Origin of the sequence: Gimesia fumaroli (assembly GCF_007754425.1) — a bacterium.
GTDB lineage: Bacteria > Planctomycetota > Planctomycetia > Planctomycetales > Planctomycetaceae > Gimesia > Gimesia fumaroli.
Window position 1 is genome coordinate 6550369 of sequence record NZ_CP037452.1, and the last position, 22260, is coordinate 6572628.

At 48.9% G+C, this 22260-nt stretch carries 13 protein-coding genes; 12 read left to right on the top strand and 1 reads right to left on the bottom strand.

Annotated elements, in window-relative coordinates; all coding sequences use genetic code 11:
• Positions 1-20 precede the first annotated feature (20 nt).
• Positions 21-1901 (top strand): hypothetical protein, encoded by a 1881-nt coding sequence (locus Enr17x_RS24865; protein WP_145312429.1) that lies wholly within the window; start codon positions 21-23, stop codon positions 1899-1901.
• 44 nt (positions 1902-1945) lie between these two features.
• On the opposite strand, the gene Enr17x_RS24870 is transcribed toward Enr17x_RS24865, so the two are convergent.
• Complete coding sequence (locus tag Enr17x_RS24870; protein WP_198000785.1) at positions 1946-3028, bottom strand: hypothetical protein; 1083 nt, start codon at positions 3026-3028, stop codon at positions 1946-1948.
• A 328-nt stretch (positions 3029-3356) separates the two neighbouring features.
• Between Enr17x_RS24870 and Enr17x_RS24875 the strand changes: the two genes are divergently transcribed.
• From Enr17x_RS24875 to Enr17x_RS24925, 11 genes are all read left to right on the top strand, one after another.
• Positions 3357-7115, top strand: coding sequence for a secretin N-terminal domain-containing protein (locus Enr17x_RS24875; RefSeq protein ID WP_145312433.1), 3759 nt, complete (start codon positions 3357-3359; stop codon positions 7113-7115).
• A gap of 45 nt (positions 7116-7160) precedes the next feature.
• A complete protein-coding gene (locus Enr17x_RS24880; RefSeq protein WP_145312435.1) occupies positions 7161-8843 on the top strand; it encodes a GspE/PulE family protein in 1683 nt (560 codons plus the stop codon).
• Between the two features lie 58 nt (positions 8844-8901).
• Positions 8902-10110, top strand: coding sequence for a type II secretion system F family protein (locus Enr17x_RS24885; protein ID WP_145312437.1), 1209 nt, complete (start codon positions 8902-8904; stop codon positions 10108-10110).
• Between the two features lie 88 nt (positions 10111-10198).
• Entirely contained in the window at positions 10199-10660 is a 462-nt protein-coding gene (gene gspG, locus Enr17x_RS24890; RefSeq protein WP_145312439.1) for a type II secretion system major pseudopilin GspG, read from the top strand.
• 49 nt (positions 10661-10709) lie between these two features.
• On the top strand, positions 10710-11330 hold the full coding sequence (locus tag Enr17x_RS24895) for a prepilin-type N-terminal cleavage/methylation domain-containing protein (protein WP_198000786.1): 621 nt from the start codon (positions 10710-10712) through the stop codon (positions 11328-11330).
• Positions 11327-11797, top strand: a complete 471-nt coding sequence (locus Enr17x_RS24900; RefSeq protein WP_145312443.1) for a type IV pilus modification PilV family protein — start codon at positions 11327-11329, stop codon at positions 11795-11797. Before Enr17x_RS24895 ends, Enr17x_RS24900 begins: the two co-directional genes overlap by 4 nt.
• Positions 11794-12702, top strand: coding sequence for a prepilin-type N-terminal cleavage/methylation domain-containing protein (locus tag Enr17x_RS24905; RefSeq protein ID WP_145312445.1), 909 nt, complete (start codon positions 11794-11796; stop codon positions 12700-12702). The genes Enr17x_RS24900 and Enr17x_RS24905 overlap by 4 nt, the downstream gene beginning before the upstream one ends.
• 26 nt (positions 12703-12728) lie before the next feature.
• Complete coding sequence (locus Enr17x_RS24910) at positions 12729-14444, top strand: type II secretion system minor pseudopilin (protein ID WP_145312447.1); 1716 nt, start codon at positions 12729-12731, stop codon at positions 14442-14444.
• A 50-nt stretch (positions 14445-14494) separates the two neighbouring features.
• A complete protein-coding gene (locus tag Enr17x_RS24915) occupies positions 14495-15988 on the top strand; it encodes a type IV pilus biogenesis protein PilM (RefSeq protein WP_145312449.1) in 1494 nt (497 codons plus the stop codon).
• A gap of 67 nt (positions 15989-16055) precedes the next feature.
• Positions 16056-17954, top strand: coding sequence for a cadherin repeat domain-containing protein (locus Enr17x_RS24920; RefSeq protein WP_145312451.1), 1899 nt, complete (start codon positions 16056-16058; stop codon positions 17952-17954).
• Between the two features lie 413 nt (positions 17955-18367).
• Positions 18368-22258, top strand: coding sequence for a secretin N-terminal domain-containing protein (locus Enr17x_RS24925; protein ID WP_145312453.1), 3891 nt, complete (start codon positions 18368-18370; stop codon positions 22256-22258).
• Positions 22259-22260: the final 2 nt, after the last annotated feature.

Genomic DNA, 22260 nt, shown 5'->3' on the forward strand with positions numbered 1-22260 from the left:
ATCTGCGCAAAAGGTATGTCATGGCAGTTTCCCTCACTTCCTGTTCAAACAGACGTTTCTTAAAACAGACATCACGATCTCAGCGTATTCTGAGCCTGTTCGTCGTCGCCTGTCTGCTGTTCAGCAATTCTCTCTTTGCCCAGGAAGCAGATAAAGAAGAAGCCCCCCAAAAAGACAAGCCCAAACAAGCAGTAGAATCTCTGCTTCCCAAGCCGATTGTGATCATCAATTTCGCCAGCATCGAACGCATCTTACAAGACATCGACCTGGTATTTGAATTGGCAGAGCGTCCTGAAATTGCCGAAATCGCTTCCGCTTCTCTGGCCAATGTGAATGATCTGGAAGGGCTTGACCATAACAAAAACCTGGGGGTAGAAGTCTTTTTGAAAACAGGTCTGCTGCCTCAACCTGTATTCGTTTCCTATCTGCCTGTGTCAAAAATCCGCTCATTCATCGAGACACTGGAAGCCTTGATTCCCGGCGATGAGGAAAAGATTAAAAAAGATACGAAACGTGACGATATTTATACTATCGAAGGCAGACGGGGAGAGTCGATCATCCGACTTCAGGATTCTTATGCGCATATGCTGTTCCGCGGTGGAGAAACCGATGAAACCCTGGATCTGATTATTTCCCGCGATTTCGGTGATCCGGCACAGTCCTTTCAAACTTTGACAAACGATTATGACTTGTCTGTCAAACTGGATTTCAGTGCAATTCCCGAACTGATGCGAACCACATTCCTCGGTTTTTTCCGCACCGCCATTGAAACACAGCTCCAACAGCGAGACAACGAAACAGATGCCGCCTATGAACTGCGCCGCATGTCGGGTAAGCAGAATCTGGAAGGCATCGAATACATGCTGAACGAAGCCCAGGAACTGGTGCTCGGAGCCCGGGTTGACCAGGAACAAAAGCAGGGGAACATCGATATCTTGATCAAAGCCCGGCCGAATAGTGATCTGGCCCGTGACATCAAAAATGTTCCCGGTAAAGCCAGCTATTTCAGTGTAATCACGTCTCGCGCAAACTTGCCTGCAGCGGTTTCGATGTCAATGAACGTCGCCCGACGCGATCGAAAAACCTATCTCAATTATTTGACCTACGCTGAGAAACAGTTGACTGAAAAGTTATTAACCGAAGATGAGCGCCTGCAGAAAAACCATTCTGTCCAGCAGTTTTTTGCGCCGATCAAATCGGTCGTTGATAAAGGACACCTGGATCTATTCGCGCAACTGGTGGCAACGCCCTCGAAGAAATTTGCGCTAATTGGCGGCATGAAAGTCTCTCCTTCTGCGAATCTGCCGGCAGCGTTACTGGACCTGGTCAATCGCGTGGAACAACGTGCTGGCAAAGATGTCCGGATTTTTACCAATGCAGAAACCGTGCAGGGAATCGCCTTGCATCAGTTACAGCCCAACATGAAAACAGCCGACGATAAACAAAACCGGTTTCTGGGAGGCGTCCCTTCACTGTATGTGGGCGCCGATTCACAGGTCATCTGGTTCGCCATGGGAACCGAGATCGCAGTGGGTGCCTTGAATGAAGCAATCGAACAAATTAACAATGCCTCACCTGAAGCGAGGAAAGAACAGCGCACGGCACCATTTCAGGCAGAGTTCCATATGCGTCCCTGGCTCAGCCTGTTCTCTGAAGCCGAAATTGACCAAAGCGGAATTATGAAAATTTTCGACGGTGCCTTTCAAAAAGAGAATGACCTCATTTTGATTACCACGCAGCCTTTGGAAACAGGAATTCGAACACGGATTCAAGTCGATGAAGGCTATCTCAAACTGCTGGGAATCTCGATTTCGAAGCAATTTGACAGCATCCAGGAACGGCGGGCAAAGCGAGAACGGGACCGTGCCAAAAAGAAGGGCCTCCCTATGCCGGTAAACTAAGGCCAGAACTGCGACTTGTTCTCGTTGGGAAAACAAAGTCGGAATCAGTTCTTCTTAATCGCCACGTAGTGACCGACAAATTGTTCCTGTGACATCGATACGCTGAGATCGATGTTCTCCTTTTCAAACATGCGACGCATCGATCGGCTCTTTTTCCATTCTTCGGGAGAAACGGAGCTGTCTTTATTTCGGTCAAGCAGTTTGAAAAAGTAATTGGCTTGATTCACTACCGGATCAGTGCTCGGAATCGATTCTTTTTTTGATGCTGCGGGTACAGCCTCTTTTTGACTTGGGGCGGATTTTGATGCATCCTGTTTCGCGACCGGTTGCGCACCAGCGGAAGTAGCAGGAGAGGGACTTTGTTGGCCGGTATTCAGAGCAAACATGAATGAGGCAGCGCTCCGCTGTGTTTTGCCTGCTTTGGAAAGTGCAATTTCACGCGGGGTTAAAAAACCGTCTCCATTCAAGTCCATGGTAAAGAATTCGCCCAGCTTCGTCGGATTGTTTTTTCGCCATTCATATAAACCAATCTGCCCATCCTGATCGGAATCTTGGGGAACAAAGTCCTTATTCAAGTCGACCGTGGCGCGAACTGGCTTAGTCGGTTCGGTTTTAGATGAACTGCCGGACTTACTGCGACTACTGCTCGACGACGAACCGGGAGGGCCGCCACGATCGGGCTGGAACGATCCATAACGACCTCGCATTGAACCCGGATCAAATCCCCCACCACTTGGCCCTGGTCCACCACCCGGTCGGGAAAATGAAGCAGGGGGAGAGCCACCAAAACTACTGGGGCCACGGGAAAAACTGGATCGCCGCCGATCATCGCCGCCCGAGGAACTTCGTTGACTGCGCATCCGTTCCATTAGCTTGGGCATAACCCGCTCAAAGTCTTGTTGTGTCATACTCCGGGAAGTATCAACACCTACGCCCTCTAATGATTCCTTGAAACGTCCGGGCATCTGGTCAAATTCCGAAGATTCGATCACACCATTTTTGTTTTTATCGATGAACGAAAAGAAGCCACGTGTGCGGCTTTCGCCACCGGGTTGCGCATATGCCAGATCAGCACTGAACCCTACCAGCACTACAGATAGACTCAGAAGAGAGATAAAACGGAACATTTTCTGACTCCGTGTCATTTTGAGCGGTCTTTCACAGCAATTACCGTGTTTAATAAACAGATACAGGGATTTTGCGCATCTGGAGTACTAAGATGCAAGACGATTTCCCCAGTACTAACATTAAAACACCAGTCCCCCGGGAAAAGGTCGTTGAATTCTGCAAGTTTCCACCGATCTTTGAAACGAACCGTAAGCTGTTGAAGTATCAGATGATAGTACGCGTTTACTCATTTTGTACTTGTTTTTGATTTTTGCCATTCATAGCATAATGGTCATAAGAATATCTCTCTGGTTGCCTGTTTTATCTTACTCAGAATAGTGGTTTACAATGACCTGGAACACAAAATTCATCGCCTGTTTTGTCGTCATTCTGTCGGGAGCTTTCACCTGTACAGATTCTGTTCACTATTCCTTGCTGGCGCAGGAACCGAGCGACCAGCCAGATCGAGGTGACAGAGGCGGGCGAAGAGACCGGGGTGGCTTTGGTGGCAGAGGCGGCTTCGGAGGCCCCCGCGGCGGATTTGGTGGCGGTGGTTTTGGTGGCGGACGCCCCAGCTTCGGCGGTGGTTCTCGTGGTGGCGGCGGCATTGGATTCATGGTGATTCGCGAAGATGTCCAGAAAGAACTCCAGCTGACAGAAGACCAAATCAAACAGTTGCAGGAAGCCGCACAGGGACTGCGCCCCAGCCGGGAAACGATGGAACCGTTTATGACACGGATGCGTGAAGCCCAGACAGACGAAGAACGCACAAAAGTCCGGGAAGAAATGACAGCCACATTTCAGAAACAGAGAACTGAAGGCGAAGCAAAGCTCATGGGTCTGCTCAATGAAAAGCAGGCAGCCCGAATCAAACAGATCCAGTTACAGGAAACCGGCTTTCGACAACTGTCTGATGACGAAACGGCCAAACAACTCAAGCTGACCGAAGATCAGTTGACGAAGATCAAAGAACTCGAAGAGCAACGATCCGAAGCGCGACGTGATTTGGGAAGGCGTGCTTCTTCGGAAGAACGAGACAAAGTACAGCAAGAATTTGATCAGAAAATTGAAGCCGTTTTAACCAAAGAACAACAGGGCCAATGGAAACAGATGCTGGGCCCCGCATTCGTCTCTGAGCGAAACCAAAGTCAAACTGGCGGGCCGCCAGCTGTGAGCAGTAATGCGGCTCCTTCTCCACGACCACGCCCTCAAATTCCCATGGAACCGGAGGGACTGAAACCCGAAGACCGACGTATCTCATTTGGCAGTGACAATGCGATTGCGCTGAAAAGTGCCACCGCCCAGCCTCAAGACGGAAAACAGACAGACGCGGTCAAAAAAATGTCGTTCAACTTCCGGTTTGCCCCTTGGGGAGATGTTCTGAAATTATTTGCCGAATCTGCTGGTTACACACTCGATTTGAACGATGTTCCACCGGGTACATTCAACTATTTCGACAAAGGCTCTTACACTCCCACCGAAGCGCTGGACATTATCAATGGCTACCTAATTCAAAAAGGCTATATCATCGTCCGTCGCAACCAGTTTCTGGTGGTCTTGAATATCGATAATGGCATCCCCCCCAATCTGGTCCCCATAGTCGAACCGAATCAAATTGCTGAACGGGGAAAAAATGAGTTAATGAGCGTTACTTTCCAGCTGGAAGGGGTCGACATCGATCAGGTAGCCAAAGAAGTCCAGGCAATTCTGGGACCACAAGGAAAATCCGTTGCGTTGAGAACGGCCAACTCAATTATCGTCACTGATATCGGCAGTAATCTCTCGCGTGTTCAGAAGCTGCTCGAAGGAGCCATCGCGAATGCTGGACCAACCGACCTGATTTTTCGCTCGTTTGATCTGAAGTATATTGATTCTGCTGAAGCAGAAAAAATTGTCCGAAGTCAGTTCGGCTTGCCCGCGGCAACTCAAAATGTCAGTTCCAGCGCGACCATGGCGCGGTATTACGAATCTCGATCTCGACGCAGCAGTCGAGACAGTTCACCGCCGCCTCAGGCCACCAAAGAAACATCCACTCAAGTCACAGCTGATCCTCGCACAAACCGTCTACTGGTCACCGCGACACCGGCTCAGATCAAACTGGCAGAAGAAATTATCAAATCAATCGATGTTAATGACGGAGACCTCTTGTCTCCTGGAGGAAATAAACCCTACCTGCATGTCTATACCGTCAACTCTTCAGACTCACGTGAAGTCACGAAAACTCTGGATGCCATGATTCCTGGTGTCGTCGTAAATGAAGATGCCCGCAATCATAAAATCCATATTGTGGCCACCCCGAAAGAACACGAAAAGATCGCAGAGATGATCCGCCAACTCGATGGAGAAGGGGGGAGCCAATCTGTTTCGGTAATCAACCTCAGTTCCCTCGATCCCATTTCTGCAACCACAACGCTTCGTTCTCTTTTCCTGCGTGACGGCAATGATGCCCCCACAATTGAAGCTGATCTTCTTGGCCGCCGTCTGCTGATTCGAGGCACTCCGGATCAGGTAATTCAAGTCAAAGCCCTGCTGGCACAGCTGGGAGAAGATGGTTCGGGCAGAGCCAATGATACACGTGACCGTGGTCCCGTTCGTACGATTCCTCTTGGCGGACGTGACTCCAAAGAAATTCTGCAATTAATCGATAAGCTCTGGTCTGCCTCTTCGGGAGATGAAAACCCGATTCGAATCGTAGTACCGTCGGACGAGTCATTGATTCGTGAACGGGTTCTAGGAGAAGAAGAAGCACCCGCACAAAAACGTGGCTTTCGTAACCCATCGCAAAGTACCAGTACCCGGCTAAATCGATCTATTCAACAAAACCGCCGTCCGGTTGACTCAAACAACCAGCGTTATTTCTTCACCGCCAGCGAGCAAAAAGAAGAAGCACCACAAAATCAACCCCAAGAGACTCCCCAGACACCTTCGAGTGAAACCGAAAAACAACAACCACCAGCACAGCAAAAGCCTACGAAGCCTGCTCCACCCGCAGTGAAAAAGAATCCGGTTGCCATTTCGACGAACGGTGACAACCTGATTATTTCCTCAACCGATCTGGAAGCATTAAACCGATTGGAACAGATGATCGAAGCGCTGACTCAAGCCATTCCGCCGAAAAGCCAATGGACCGTGTTTTATCTCCGTTCTGCCGACGCGACTTCGACCGCTAAAATGCTGGAAAGTCTGTTTCCCAGCAGTTCGGTTTCGGACATGGCTTCTGATTCCGGAATGTTAGGAGGCCTGTCTTCGATTGGTGGCAGCTTAATGGATGCTACCGGTTTAACCACTTTAGGCATGGGGCCACAAACATTACGTATCATTCCGGAGGCCCGTTCAAACGCCCTGTATGTCACTGGCCCCCCTGATAAAGTTCGTTCTGTAGAGCAGATGTTAAAGGTACTTGATGCTTCTGAGCTGCCAGACTCGTTGCGGGATCGGTCACCAGGAATCATTCCGGTCAAATACGCTTCCGCCAATGAAGTCGCGAACATTATCAAAGAACTTTACAAAGACTATATGCAAGCCCCTCAACAGCAGCAAAATTCACAAAGAGGCAATCCCTTTGCTGCGATGATGGGGGGGCGAGGTTCACAGAATTCCTCAAATGCCAAACCGCCGGAAGCAAAACTGGCTGTCAGTGTGGATGCCAACGCGAATCAGCTGCTGGTCTCTGCCAATGACTCCCTGTTCCAGGAAATCCAATCACTGGTGAGCGAATTGGATTATTCCGCACAAATGTCGCGCAAGTCTGTCCGTGTTGTGACATTAAACGAAGCCAATTCCGCTTTAATTCAAAATGCCCTGACCTCGCTGTTACCCAATGTTACAGTCAGCACAACAGGCAGTACTGCTCAGAAAAAGACGACCGATCAAACCCCTGGTTCTCCCACTCAGTCAACGTCTCCTTCGAATTCCAATGATCGCGGTGAAGAAATTCGCCGCTTTTTTGAACAGCGGATGCGCGAACGCATGGGAGCCCCCTCTTCCAACGGTAATTCGAATCGTGACAGTGGTTCTCCCTTTGGCGGCCGTTCCCCCCGCGGCTTTCAATTTCCAGGCAGCAGTGGCGGCTCTCGTGGAGGCAGACGCTCCGGCCGTGGTCGCTAAGTTAATTTTTTCTGTCATTCCTCATTTTGCTCTAGTGTAAGTCCCATGGAAATTAGTGAAATTCTCCAGCGACGCGGTATCCTTGACGAGCGCCAGCTGCAATTAGCGCAGCAGTCGGCGAACGGTCATCGTCTGGATCGTGTTGTGTTGGACATGGGACTGGCAACAGAGGAAGACCTGCTCAAGGCATTTGCCGATGAACTGGGCATGAAGTATTTTGAACTGAAAGACTTTCAGGTTGATACGGAACTACTTTCTCAGTTTCCGGCCACACCGATCTTCCGGCACTCGCTACTTCCTCTGCAACGGAATAACGGACGCGTACTGGTGGCATCAGGCGATCCATTTGATTTTGAAGCCATGGACGAGTTGAGCTCGCTCAGTGGGCAGACTCTGGAACCCGTGCTGGCTCTGCACGATGATGTGGTCGAACTCATCAAGGATAATCTGGGCGTCGGTGGTGACACTATCAACGAACTGGTTGCACAAAAAGCAGAAGAAGACGGCGTCGAACTACTCGAAGAGCTTTCTGAAGAGCATGGCGAACTGGCAGACATGGCGCAGGCGGCGTCAGTCATTCGGCTTGTCAATGAAGTGTTGATCGAAGCCCTGCAGCAGCAGGCCAGTGACGTGCACATTGAACCTCACGAAACGGGTCTGGTCGTACGATACCGTGTCGACGGTCTACTGCGTGTGCAGTCCGTTCCTCCGGAAATCAATCATTTCTATTCGGCTATTATTACCCGTCTGAAAATCATGGCGCATTTAAATATCGCGGAAAAGCGATTGCCTCAGGACGGTCGAATCAAGCTCCGAATTACCGGCCGCGAAATCGATGTGCGTGTCTCGATTATCCCCATGATTTATGGCGAAGGAATCGTCATGCGTCTGCTGGATAAGGAACGCATGGTATTTCGGCTGGATAATGTGGGCTTAAATCCCGATATGTTGTCCACATTTCGTGAAATGATCGAACTGCCGCACGGCATCGTGCTGGTCACCGGACCAACGGGTAGCGGAAAAACATCGACTCTGTATAGTGCATTGAACGAAATTAAAAACCCCGAAACAAAAATCATCACAGTCGAAGACCCGGTCGAATATCATAGTGAGGGCATCAGCCAGATTCAGGTGAACTCCCGCATTGGCCTCACATTCGCTGCCGGCCTGCGCAGTATTTTACGTCACGACCCCGACATCGTTCTGATTGGGGAAATTCGTGATGGCGAAACCGCCAATAGCGCGATTCAGGCTGCTCTCACAGGGCACCTGGTCTTCAGCACATTACACACCAATGATTCACCCGGTGCCTTTACCCGCCTGGTCGATATGGGAGTAGAGCCATATCTCGTCGCCAGTACCGTCGAAGCAGTTCTGGCCCAAAGACTGGTGCGCGTTCTCTGCAAGCACTGTAAACAACCTTACCAGCCGCAGTCAGATAAATTACCACCTGATTTCCCAGACTTGAATATCAAAGAATTATGGGAGCCCTTTGGGTGTCGTCATTGTCGCGAATCAGGATATTCCGGGCGAATCGGAATTCTGGAATTACTCGTGAATGATCCCGTCATTCGAAAATTGTGTACTGAACATGCCAGCTCCGGCCAAATTCGCGATTACGCCCGCAAAAACGGGTGGCAGACATTGCGCGATGCCGGCTGGCAAAAAGTCATCGCCGGACAAACTTCCATTGATGAAATTTTGCGTGTAACGAAGGGAGATATCTAAAGATATTTCTACGTGAGACGAATGAGAATAATAATGAGAGCAGTTTAGAGTTAATCACATGCCGGACTTTCAATACATCGCACGAGAAGCCACAGGCCGCCAGGTCACGGGGATTTTGTCTGCACCGAATCAGCAGGATGCCCTGAATTCGCTGGCTGCGCGGAGCCTGTTTCCGGTAAAAGTCGATCTGGCAGATCAGGCCAAAGCACAATTAAAATATTCCGGCCGTCGTGTCCGCGCCCGCTATTTGTCTGTCTTTTATACTCAGTTGGCAGACCTGCTGAAGTCGGGTGTGCCCCTGTTGCGATCACTGGAATTATTACATAAGCAGTCCACGAACCCCGCGTTAAAACTGGTGCTGGAAGAAGTGCGGGGCGAAGTCGCCGACGGAACCCGCTTAGCCGTCGCCATGGGACAGCACCCCAAAGTCTTTTCCGAGCTTGCCGTCAGTATGGTCCGCGCAGGAGAAGAAGGCAGCTTTCTGGAAGACGTCTTGAAGCGGATTGCCAACTTTACCGACCATCAGGAAGAACTTAAAAATCGTGTTGTGGGCGCGATGATTTATCCCGCGTTTCTGACAACCTTTGGTACCGTCATTGTCAGCTTCCTGCTGGTTTATTTCGTACCCAAATTCGAGCCCATTTTTGCCAGAATGTCCGAACGGGGAGAACTCCCCTGGGCCACTACGACTCTGCTGGGTTTTAGTGCCTTTATGCAATCCTACTGGTTCATCATTTTTTTTGCGATCGGAATCGCTGTCGTCACTGTTTATAAATATGTTGAAACAACCGAAGGTCGAATGAAATTCGACCAGTTTCGCTTACGTGCCTACGGCCTCGGGCCGATCGTACGTAGCCTGGCAATAGCCCGGTTCTGTCGTATTCTGGGTACACTCCTGGCAAATGGTGTTCCGATTTTACAGTCACTGAGGATTGCGAAAGATGCTTCCGGAAATAAAGTGATGAGTGAAGCAATCGGCGAGGCAGCTGAAAGTATTTCGTCGGGAAAATCGATCGCACAACCATTTTCAAGCTGCGGACAGTTTCCGGAAGAAGTGGTGGAAATGATCGCCGTCGGTGAAGAAGCCAATAACCTCGAACAAGTGTTAATTGATATTGCAGATAATATGGAACGCCAGACAAACCGTAAGCTGGATATGTTTGTGCGTATGCTGGAACCGTTGATGCTGTTGATCATGGCAGCAGTTGTGGTTTTTGTCATGCTGGCTTTATTATTACCGGTTTTTCAAAGCTCAGGTTTACTATAATAAGAATAGAGTTACTGGTTTTATCTCAGGCAGGTAGAACCCAGAACGTTCCCTTCTGGAAAATGTATAAAGTGAAAAGGATGGAGACATGTATCGAGTTAAACAAAAACAGCAAGCACGACACAAACGGCACGGTTTTACCCTGTTGGAAATGTTGATCGTACTGGGAATTATCCTCGTCATTGCAGCCATGGTAGTTCCCAACCTGTTAGGCAGTCAGAAAAAAGCCAACATCAAAGCCACCCGCGCCAGCATTCATAATCTGGAGCAGGCATTCAAGCTTTATGCCGCTGAAAATAATGGAGAATATCCACAGGGTGGCCAGGAACAAATTCAGCTTTTACTGGAGCCTCCAACAAGTTCAGGCGATCAAGCCACAGAGCCTTTTATTGAATCAATGCCACTGGATGCATGGGGGCAGGTCTTCCAATACGAGTATCCGAACAACAAATCGAAATCAACCAAGCCGGCAATCTGGTCTTCAGGACCCAATCAACAGGATGAAAATGGCTCGGGCGATGATGTAAATAACTGGGATCAAACAGAATAATCTGAGATTGCAAAAGGACTGCAACAGATGAATTCAGGGGACGTCGCACGTGACAGACAGGCAGAACAAGAATTCGAACTCGCAACAACATCGGGCAGCATTTACGCTGCTCGAGATGTTGCTCGTTCTATCTCTGCTGCTGGTGCTCGTTTCCGTTGTCTGGCCGGCTGTACTGCGAATCAGTTCCAGTAACCGGTTAAGACAGAGTATGCAGGACCTGCATTCGGCGTTCTCTGCTGCCCGGATTCGCGCGATTGAACATGGCGTGAACTATCAGGTCTATCTCGAACTGGGAGGCCAGCATTATCTGGTCGTCCCCGTTGACCAAAGTCTGTTAGGGCTAGGCACCGAAGCGAGTGGATCCTCACAAGCCTCCAACGGACAAGCCGTGATTGACGGAAAACTGCCAGACGAATTCGAATTCAGTAAAACCGTTTCCACAACAGTCAGCCAGCCCGCGATTCCATTTGAGTGGCTGGCCAAGCTTCCCAATGCCAAAGACTGGAAGTGGATGGAAGCCTCGTTCCCAATCACCTTCTATCCAGACGGATCAGCCGCAATCGATTTGCAGCATGAAGTTCTGAAAATAGATCAGCAGGTGGCTCGCATCCAACTGCGAGGGCTGACAGGCAACACAACGATTTCTTACGATCAGGAGAAATCGAAATGACCGTCATTCAAACTTCTATTCCCCAAACACAACGAAGCCGTTCTGGTCTGACATTACTCGAAGTCCTGATCTCACTCTCCATCTTTCTGGGCGCATTGACGGCCCTCAGTCAATTAATCGGCATTGGTTCGCGGGCCGCTGTGCAGTCACAGCTGCGCACGCAGGCAATCATCAAATGCCAATCCAAACTGGCTGAGGTATTGGCTGGCGTGCAACCAATGGAACCGGTTAGCCAGGCCGGTTTTGAAGAAAGTGACGAAAACTGGAAATGGAGCCTGAATGTCGAACCGGGAGATTATGCCAATCTCTTGAAACTGACCGTTCTCGTCCAATATGCAGGTGAGTCAGAATCAGTGACTACCAGCTATCAGTTAACGCGTCAGGTACGGGACCCGGCGATGCTGCTCGATGCTGCGAATACGGTGGAAAGCAGCGACGATACTTCTGTACTGGAGGAATCGTTATGAAGCAGCTGATGATGAGTGATCGAACAAGCCCACAGAAACCCGCCGGATTCACGATGTTGGAAGTCATTCTGGCAATCGGACTGACCAGTCTGCTACTGGCCGCCATTTACTCTGCACTGGATCTCTACTGGAAATACACAACCATTGGTCATCAGCAGGTCGAACGCGCTCAAATTGCCCGGGCAGTGTTTCAGAAAATCACGCATGATTTACACAGTGTGACCTATCAACAGCAAATCACCGAAGAGGAAGAGTCTTCCAGCTCCTCAGCAGAGGAAGAAGAAGCCGTTGAAATCCAGGTCACCAATCCGGATGACGCGTATACTTCCGGAAATATTGGCGTGTATGGTGACTCACAATCATTAGTGCTGCATACCAGCCGTCCCGCACGACAGCCAATGCTTATCTCGCAAAATTCCAGTTCTACAAGTTCACAGAGTGACCTGTTATCCGTCTCCTATTTTCTGGCCGTCGCTGGTTCAGAAGGACTACAGGGTGCGGTCGGGGATCGTTTCCGTGAGACTTCAGGCACCGGGAATGGAACACAGGGTCTCGCCCGTCTCGAAGGAGATCGGCTGGCAATGAGTAAAGCCGATGAATCAGCCGATTATGAACAGCTGGCGCAACAGTCACAGTTGCTGGCACCGGAAATCGGCAGCCTGCAATTTCAATACTTTGATGGGACTGACTGGTTGGAAGTCTGGGATAGTATTGAATATGGCACCGTGCCGCAGGCGGTGAAAGTCACCATCGGCTTTCGAAACAACGAGGAAGAGCAGGGCGTGTTAAATGCCGTAAACGAAAAAATCAATGGTTTTGAAAACACCTTCAGTATGGTCATTGCGCTTCCATTAGCGTTACCCGCAATCTTGCAAACGACAGAGCAGGAAAGCAGCGATTTTTAAATCCGTAAAGATATTTTTTGAGAATCATGAAACAACACACTCCACAGCATGAACGCAGACGACCTTTTCCTGATCAGGAAACAGCGTCGCACGTCCGCGCAGGCAGCACGTTGTTGGTGGTGCTGGTGGTTGTAGTCATGCTCAGCCTGGGCGCCTATACGTTTTCGGAACTGATGATCGTTGAGATGGAAGCTACCAATATTTATGGCCGATCGATCCAATCGCGCGAATTGGCGTTATCGGGAATCGAACTGGCAGCCGCTTATGTGGGGGATCGAACAGAGGTCGATGGCTGGAATTCGTATCACAATCCTGATCAGTTTCAGAACATCAATATGGTACAGGGAGAGATCCCACGTACTAGCGGTTTTCTCAGTATAGTTGCGCCCGTCGCTTCTGACTCTCAGTCAAAAACAATCCGCTTCGGATTGATGAATGAATCGGGCAAACTGAATTTGAACATCCTGGCAAACGAAGAAGTCGAAGTTTCATTAGATCTCGAAGAAGATATCGAATTCGACAGCGCCATAGATCGCTTAATGTATATTCCCAATATGACCGAAGACATCGCCGCTGCAATCCTCGACTGGATCGATGAAGATGATGAAACACGCTCATTCGGCGCTGAGAGCGACTATTACGAAACACTCGAATCACCATACTTTGCCAAAAACGGCCCACTGGAATCGCTGGATGAGCTGTTGCTGGTCCGAGATGTGACTCCTGAATTGTTATACGGCGAAGATACCAATCGAAACGGAATTCTCGACCCGAACGAAAATGACGGAGACGCCACTCTGCCGATAGACAATGCGGATGGAGTATTGGACTCAGGTTGGTTCGCTTACTTCACTGTGCATAGTCGGGAGATCAATATCCGCCCGGACGGCTCCGAGAAAATCAATCTCAACGGCACCATGCTCACGGAACTGTATGATGAACTGGAAGCAGAGTTGGGACCGGATGAAGCACGCTTTATTGTAGCATATCGTGTCAGTGGCCCAATTCTTACTGCCGAAGATCTGGCATCGGGGGGAAGTGGAACCATCGTCGGTGGAGGTATGTCTGACGAGCAGGCTTTAAATGAACTGGCAAATGGTCTGGCGAAAGCGATGTTTTCAGAAGAAGGTGTCACAGTCACCCGGGCCGGAATTGATCTGTCGGGAGGCGGCGTCTACTCGATCAATTCGATCTTTGACTTGATTGGATCAGAAGTCGAAGTCGAAGTCGACGGACAAAAAACAACACTCATCAGCCCCTGGTCGGCCGACCCCGCAACAATGACTGTAGAATTACCGATACTGCACGATCTTCTGACAACAAGCAAAAACCAGTATATTGAAGGACGGATCCAGATTGATGAGGCGCGGTTGGAAACACTGCAAGGTATCCCGGAAATGGACGACGATTTAGCCAATGCGATCGTGAATTCCCAAATGACTGGTACAAACGGAGCCCCTTCTACGCAAATCAGCCAGGCACGGCAAACAACGGGATGGCTTGTCATAGAAGGCCTTACGACAATAGAACAAATACGGAAACTGGCCCCGCATATTTGCAGTAGGGGTGATGTATTTCGCGCGCAGTCCCTCGGCTATTTTGGTCAGAGAGGCCCGATCACCCGGGTCGAAGCAATTATCGATGGCACATTTATTCCTCCACGAATTACTTATATCCGCGATTTAAGTAATCTGGGCTCCGGGTATCCGGTGTCGACATTGCAGGGGGCGGCAGAGGAATAAAACTCTCTGATTTTAAACTAATTTGAAACTGATATTTTGAGACTCGTTTTATGGCTGACTATCTGGCAATCAACTGGGAAAAAACAGGACTCTCTGGCGTCGAAGCCCACACGAGTGGCTCTGCTGTCTCCGTTAAACGTGCGTTTCACATCGCCTGGCCAGACGAGTTACATCCGGCTCGAGATCCGATTTCTGCAGGCAGCTGGTTGAAAAATGAATTTTCCCGATTAAAAATCGCCAGCAAGCAAATCCTGATCTCATTTCCACGCCACGATGCTACAATTCGTTTGATCGAAATCCCGGATGTTCCGCTGGAAGAAGTTCCTGAGATCGTTCGATTTCAAACCGCGACGAAGTCTTCGGTACCTCTCGGACAGTTGATGCTCGACTATCTGTTATTGCCAGCACAGGAAGGAAAAGCAACGCGGGACGTACTTGTAGCCAGCATCTCCAAAGACCTGCATCAACAGTCTGTGAAAACATTTCAGTCGATGGGACTGGAAATTGTCTCCACGGGAATCAGTTCACTGGCGGCTGCAGAATGGGTTTCCCATATCGACGTTGACAATGCGAATCTGGATGTTCCCACATTGATTGTCAACCAAATCGATCATCATCTGGAACTCTCTTTAATCAGCAAATACGAGTTACTCTTTTCGCATTCGACATCAATCAGTTCGGGAGATCAGGCAGCCATCCAGTCGGCAATGCAAACAGAAATCAATCGATTTCTATTATCTCGCAGTGCTCAGCTTGGTGGTCAGAATATCGAACTCGTGTTTCTGATCGGAGACCCCTTATCTCTTCAGGACTTTACGGCATCTTTGGGTGAGCGTCTACACTGTCGTGTGGAAGTGCTTGACCCGCTGTTACAGATTAAGACTGGCTCCGATGAGGTTCCTGTTTTGGAATCTCCTGGTGTTTTAGCCGGACCACTGGGAATGCTGTACGCTCAAAGCCAGAAGAAACTGGATGGCGTCGACTTTCTGCACCCGCATAAAGCGGAAGAAAAACCGGATCGACGTAAGCTTCAAATTGGGCTGGGAGTGGCCGGCGTCGTTTTGATTCTACTCACAGCGATGTATCTGACTCAGAGCAGTGTCGCCGATCTGGATGACCAAATCGCCGAACGAAAGAAAGTGCAGAAAGACCTGGATGAATTTCTCAAACGAGGCCAACCGACACTGGAATCGGTGGCGTTGATCGATGAATGGGAAAACTCAAATTCCAAAGCATTAAAAATCATGCAGGAGTTAGATACCGTACTCCCGGGGACCGATCGGGTCTACTTGAGCGAACTGGATGTCACGCGTTCGGCCGGTCAATCCATCAGCCGACTCAGAGCAACCGGGCATGCCAAAGATGATCTCGATGTCAGAGACCTCAACCAACAGTTATCGAATAATAATTATCGGGTTCACCCCAAACGAAGTAATAATACAACCACAGACCCAGCCTATCCGGTCCCCTTTGAGATCGATGCAGAACGATTACCCGCGAAAGCGGAACCCCCTCAGAAACCTGCTACTGAAAAAAACAATTAATGGTGATCTCTTAGAAAATGAATCTGTTTAAGTCGTAATTAATTTTATTGAGCTGAATGTTTGAACGATGCAAAAACGAGAAAAAATACTGGCAGCGTTTTTTGGAGCCGTGATTGTGATCTGGTTGGGGATGCCTGTCATCGACAGCACCTTTATTGAACCGGTAGAAACACGCAAAAATCAGCTGAAAGCATTGAATCAACAGATTGACCAGAAAGAGCAAAAAGAGCTGGAGCTTCTCCGGTCGGCCAAACAATTGGGAAACTGGGTTGCGCATAGCTTGCCGCCCGATGAACACGATGCACAGCGGCTGTACCTGGAATGGTTGAATGATCTCGCAGAACTTTCGGGAATTTCCAATCTGAAACTTTCGCCAGGCCGACGTATTCGAGAAGGCAAAACGTACATCGCAATCCAGGTCTCTCTCGAAGGGTCTGCAACCTACGAGCAACTGTGTCGATTTCTATTACACTTCTACCAAGCAGATTTGCAGCAGAACATTATCGGGCTGGAGTTAGACAGCATGGGCACTGGTAAATCGGATCAACTCGAAATCAAACTGACCGCTGAAGGGTTGGCGTTAACCAAAGCGAAGCCGCGCGAGCAGTTGTTCCCACGTGCAAAACTATCCTCCAACCTGAATTTTGATGAAACCAAAATGAAAGTCCAGGACACGATCGATTTTCCCAAAGAGACGCCGTTTCGCATTCGCATTGGTCAGGAATTTCTGACTGTCAGTGAGGTCTCTGGAAATACCTGGACCATCGTTCGGGGCGCCGATCTAACCGTTCCTGCCCGATATGAAACAGGGACTCCTGTCGAACTGGCACCTTTGAACCAGTATTTAGAAGGCAGTACAAAGCTAGAACAACCAATTACGGAAGACGCACAGGTGATCAAAGTACTCAGTGCCAAATATTTTCCACTCGGACAGAGCTTCCTTGTAAAAATTGATCAGGAGCTTCTCAACGTCACCAGTCATGCTGCTGGAGACTGGACGGTTCAACGCGGCGTGCTCAACACCAAACAGGCTACTCATAAGAAAGGTGCTACGGTTACCCAGGCCCCTCAATATCTGCAGGCCGTTTTCGATTATGGTTTGATCGCCGCATCCAGTCCGTTTGCCAAACCAATTCCTGACAAAATCTACAATTTGGAACTGAAGGATATTTCCAATCAGACTATCGTTCGAGGAAATACTCTGGATCTAAATCTACCTCTGCAGGGTGTGAACCCTGGTCTCAAGGCCCCTATTTTGTCTGTCATCACAGAATTGCCAAGTCTGGTTGTTGAATCGGGTAAGTTAAAGTGGTCCCCGGATAAAGAGCAGAAGCCGGGGGTATATCCGGTTATCGTGAATGCTAAGCAGGGAGAACAGAGCGTTGAAACTTTATTTCAGATCGAGTTTCTGGAAAAGAACACGCCTCCTCAAATTGAAGTCGTCAGTTCGACGACCGCGTATCAGACACAACCAATGTCTTTGACTGTAAAAGCGACAGACGTCGATCTCCCACCACAAAAACTCAATTTTACATTAGGGCCTGGCGCTCCAGTCGGTGTCAGCATCAATCCTGAAACAGGTGAACTCAAATGGACTCCGCCTGCAACAATGGAGTTAAAAGAGTATCCGATTACCGTAACGGTTTCCGATTCAGGTATCCCCCCGGTTTCCTCATCAAAACAGATCAATATCAAAGTTGCATTGGATGATGCATTCTTCACTTTCCTGACAGGCAGCATCGATCTCGATGGCAAAAAAGTCGCCTGGATTCGCAACCGAGCCACCAACCAGAAACAGGAAGTGCATACCGGCGATAAAATCAACGTGGCTGAAATCAGTGCTGTCGTGAAATCAATTACAGAAAATCACGTCATACTGGAAATCGACGGTAAACAGTGGATGCTCTCGCTGGGGGAAAACTTCAGATCTTTGCGAAACCTGACGGGAGTTCCTGTGTTGAATTAGCGTCTCTCTTCTCACAATTCAAAAACGACACCCACCCCATTTCACTTAGACACCCCGTCTGTCTCATTTTACCAACTAATCCACTACGGTAACCGCCTTCATTGAAGTGCTCGGCCGAGAACCATTATGCGCATCCCCTTTGTTATCATGAGGTTAGAAACACACCACCCTGTCATAAAAACTCGATTTTTCTTTATAAATCTAAAACCTTTGTTCAATAAAAATGTCAAACTTTGCCGATATTAACGATTGTAGGGATTCTGTCGGAGATGATCTCGCTTGAGATACGTCCACACTCCTTGGCTTCAATTCCTGAATTTAACTCCTGATATCTATGGGGTGAAACGTTGCTGTCTTTTAAACGATTAACCAGAACTGTTTCCAGGCAATTGCGGTGTCTGCTGGCAGCACTCATGTTGTGCGGACCTTCAATTTCTGCTTACGCCGATAGCAAACCCGGCTTTTGGAGCCGTCTGCGTAAGTCATCCGATACACAATCGAATCAGAGCAGTTCAACCTCGGGGAATCAAAGCCAGCCTACTGCGCAGATCAAACGCAATCGGAAGCAAGCAAATGAAGTCGCTGATATTTCATTAAATCACGTTCAGGCAACCTGGGAAAAGGTCCTGACTCAGGTAGCAGAGCAGAGTCAGTTAACGCTGGTCATGGATGTGGTTCCCAAAGGCTTTTATTCTCGCATTGATAAGAGACCACACTCCTTAAAAGAAACATTTCAGATTTTAAATCGTGACTTGGAACCAAAGGGGTTTCGATTACTTCAAAAAGATCAGTTCTTAATTGTTCTCGATCTTCGACAGGCCAAACCGAGATATGTACGGGCCACCGTTCAGACCAGCGGGAAACAGCATCGCGAAGAAGTAGAAAAGAAAAAACAGACAGTCAGGCAAGTCGAATACGTGGAACAGGCAGAACATTCTGAAGCTCCCGCACATCCGGTCGACGTTCCTGCAACCTTTGAAAAAAGTGCACGTCGACTTCCGCAACAACCCTCAAAACCACAACAGACTCTGTTTGCAGTTCGACCACGAACCTTAAACAGTACCGAAATCCTGCGGCTGTTTTATCATGCGTTTGAATCGCGTGCAGAATTGCAGGGAGAAGGCCCGAATGGTTTACCCGGAGTCGTTGTCTATTCTCAAAATCAAAACAGTCTAACTGATGATCAGACAAAAGAATCACTCAATATCGTACAGGCACAAGTTGAATTTCGTGTCGGACTCGACAAACAAAATAATGAATTGATCTTCGAAGCGGCAGCTCCCAAAGCACGTGCTTTAAAAACAACCGTGATGAAGTTAGATCAGGCTGCCAGTGGAAAAGTAGAATCAATTCAACTGGTAACAGGCTCTACTCAGATTGGTCAGGTCGCACAGACGCTACACAAACAGACCAATGCACAAAGCACTCGCCGCAGCCCTCAACAGGGTTTGTCAGTCAATACTTATTCCAACCGTCGTCTGCCTTCGCGTCATCAGCAGATTGACCGCCTCAGACAGCGTGTCGATCAAGTCGCCTTCGATGATGCACAGACCGGAAATGCAGTGCAAAACACACAACAACCTCAACCTGCAGAAAAACCGGCTGAGGGTGTCAAGCAACCCTCTCTGCCGGAGTTATTACAAGACTTGAGTGGCAACGTAAATATTGAAAGTGTGCCCGACCTGGGTGTGCTGATCCTGCGTGGAAAAGACGAAGATGTGAATGCTTTGATGAAAATCATCAAAGAGCTGGAAAAACTGAGCGAAGGAACCCGTCCTGATATTCATTTATTGAATTTGCGTCATGTCAACTCGACGGCACTCGCAGATTTACTGAATGGAGTTTACGAAGACCTTGTCAAACTACGAGCCATTCAGGGACAAATTCAGAAAATCAAAATTATTCCTCTGGTCAAGCCGAATGCCTTGCTGATTCTGGCCCCTGATACCGATATGCCTTCGATTCTCAAATTAGCGGAAGAACTGGATCAACCAGTCAATCCGCAGACCGAGTTTGGCGTATTTGAATTGAAAAGTGCCAGTGCCAGTCAGGTCGCAACCACATTGACAGAATTTTATGACGAACGGGGCGGACTGGGAACACGGGTGATTGTTTCTGCCAACATTCGGACAAACTCAATCATCGTCCAGGCACAACCGCGTGACATGCAGGAAGTAGCAGCCCTGATCCAAAAAATTGATCAGGACCAGTCTAAAGCAGTCAGTCGCGTCAAAATATTTCCATTGACAAACGCCATCGCCGCCGAACTCGCAGAGACATTGAATTCGACTTTGCAAAGTGTATTAAATCCGGCAGCGGCACAGACATCGGGTTTAGGAACCAATATTGGTGGTGCCGGCGGAGAAGCAGCGCAGCAGTTACAGGAAGCACGATCTGTGGTGCTGGAATTTCTTTCACAGCAAGGAAGTCAAAGCCGTGTACTCAGATCAGGTTTATTAGCTGACATTCGTGTCATCGCTGACCCTCGTGCGAATACTCTGGTTGTGACTGCCCCTAAAGACAGCCTGGAACTCATCGGCGCATTAATCAAACAATTTGATCAACGTGTCTCAACGGTCGCAGAACTTAAAGTCTTTACCTTGAAAAATGCTGATGCACAATCCATGGTCACACTGCTGCAAGCCACTTTCGCACCTGAGAATCAAGAGACCGATTTGGGAATTCAAATTGCCGGCGTGAATGATGCAAACAGTAATCTGATCCCATTAAGTTTTACCGTCGATCGTCGAACGAACTCCGTTGTCGCTCAAGGGGGCGCGGATGCGCTCCAGATCGTCGAAGCCATTCTGCTCAAACTGGATGGTGCCGACAGCCGCAAACGGGAAACGACTGTGATTCAACTGAAAAACACACCCGTCGCAGATGTCTCTGAAGCCATCAATGAGTTCCTGGATACACAACGTGCGCTGATTGCTCAGGATCCGGACCTGATCAGTAGCTTCGAATTACTCGAGCGGGAAGTGATTGTGGTTCCTGAACCAATCAATAACAATCTCATCATCAGTGCCACCCCACGATTTTTTGAAGAGATTTCCAATCTGGTCAAAAATTTAGACAAAGAAGCACCTCAGGTTATCATTCAGGCTCTGATCGTCGAGGTGGAATTGGATAATGATGATGAATTTGGAGTCGAACTGGGGATTCAGGATTCCCTGCTCTTTAACCGTAGTATTATTGATAACGTATTAACCGTTCAACAGACTGTCACCGGACAGAACAACGTCACGCAAACCAATCAAACGATTGTGTCTCAGGAAGCAACTCCCGGATTCCTGTTTAACAGTGTCAACCCGCTGGGAACGAACAACACAAATAACGTTGGCGATACCGCAGGTCAGGCGTTGAGCAATTTCTCGCTTCAACGTGGGAACAGTGATCTTGGATTCGGGGGGCTGGTACTTTCTGCCAGTTCCGAATCGGTCAGTATTCTAATTCGCGCTCTGGCAGCCAAACGGAACGTGCAGATTTTGAGTCGTCCGCAGATTCGAACCGTGGATAATGTGACAGCTCAGATCCAGGTTGGTCAGATTGTTCCCGTTGTCAATGGTGTGTCTGTGACTGCTGTCGGCTCTGCTAATCCTGTGATCGAACAGTCGGAAGCCGGGATTATTCTGACGGTCACCCCCCGCATCAGTCCTGATGGCAATATCGTGATGGAAACGCAGGCTGAGAAAAGTGATTTCAATGGTCAAAGCGTTCCCATCTTCACTGATGCCACCACAGGGAACGTCGTGGAATCTCCGATCAAGAATATTACACAGGTTCAAACGACAGTCAGTGTTCCCAACGGGCAAACCGTTGTCCTGGGGGGAATGATTACCGAATCTGATACGACCATTGAACGCAAAGTCCCCTGGCTGGGTGACATTCCGCTCGTGGGAATTCCTTTCCGCTATGACTACACTTCCACGCGTCGGAAAGAATTGCTGGTCTTCCTGACACCACGCATCATTCGAAACGACGCTGATTCTGAATTCATTAAGCAGGTCGAAGCAGAACGCATTCACCTGCCGGTTGAGAAAGCAGAAGAGATGCAGGGACCTATTTTTGCGGTCCCTCCGGGAGAACCAGAGTTTGTGCCTGAGGGCGATGGTATGCTGGAAGCAATTCCGACCACCGTGATGCCACAAACCAATCTGAATCCGGATGTGATGTCCAATCCGAATTCGGAAGGAGTAATTCAGCAAATCAATTACGAGAAACAACAATCCATTCGTTCTCCGAAAAAACCGGTTAAACAAAAGCGATTTCAAGCGAAATTTCCTTATTGGGGACGAGATTAAAC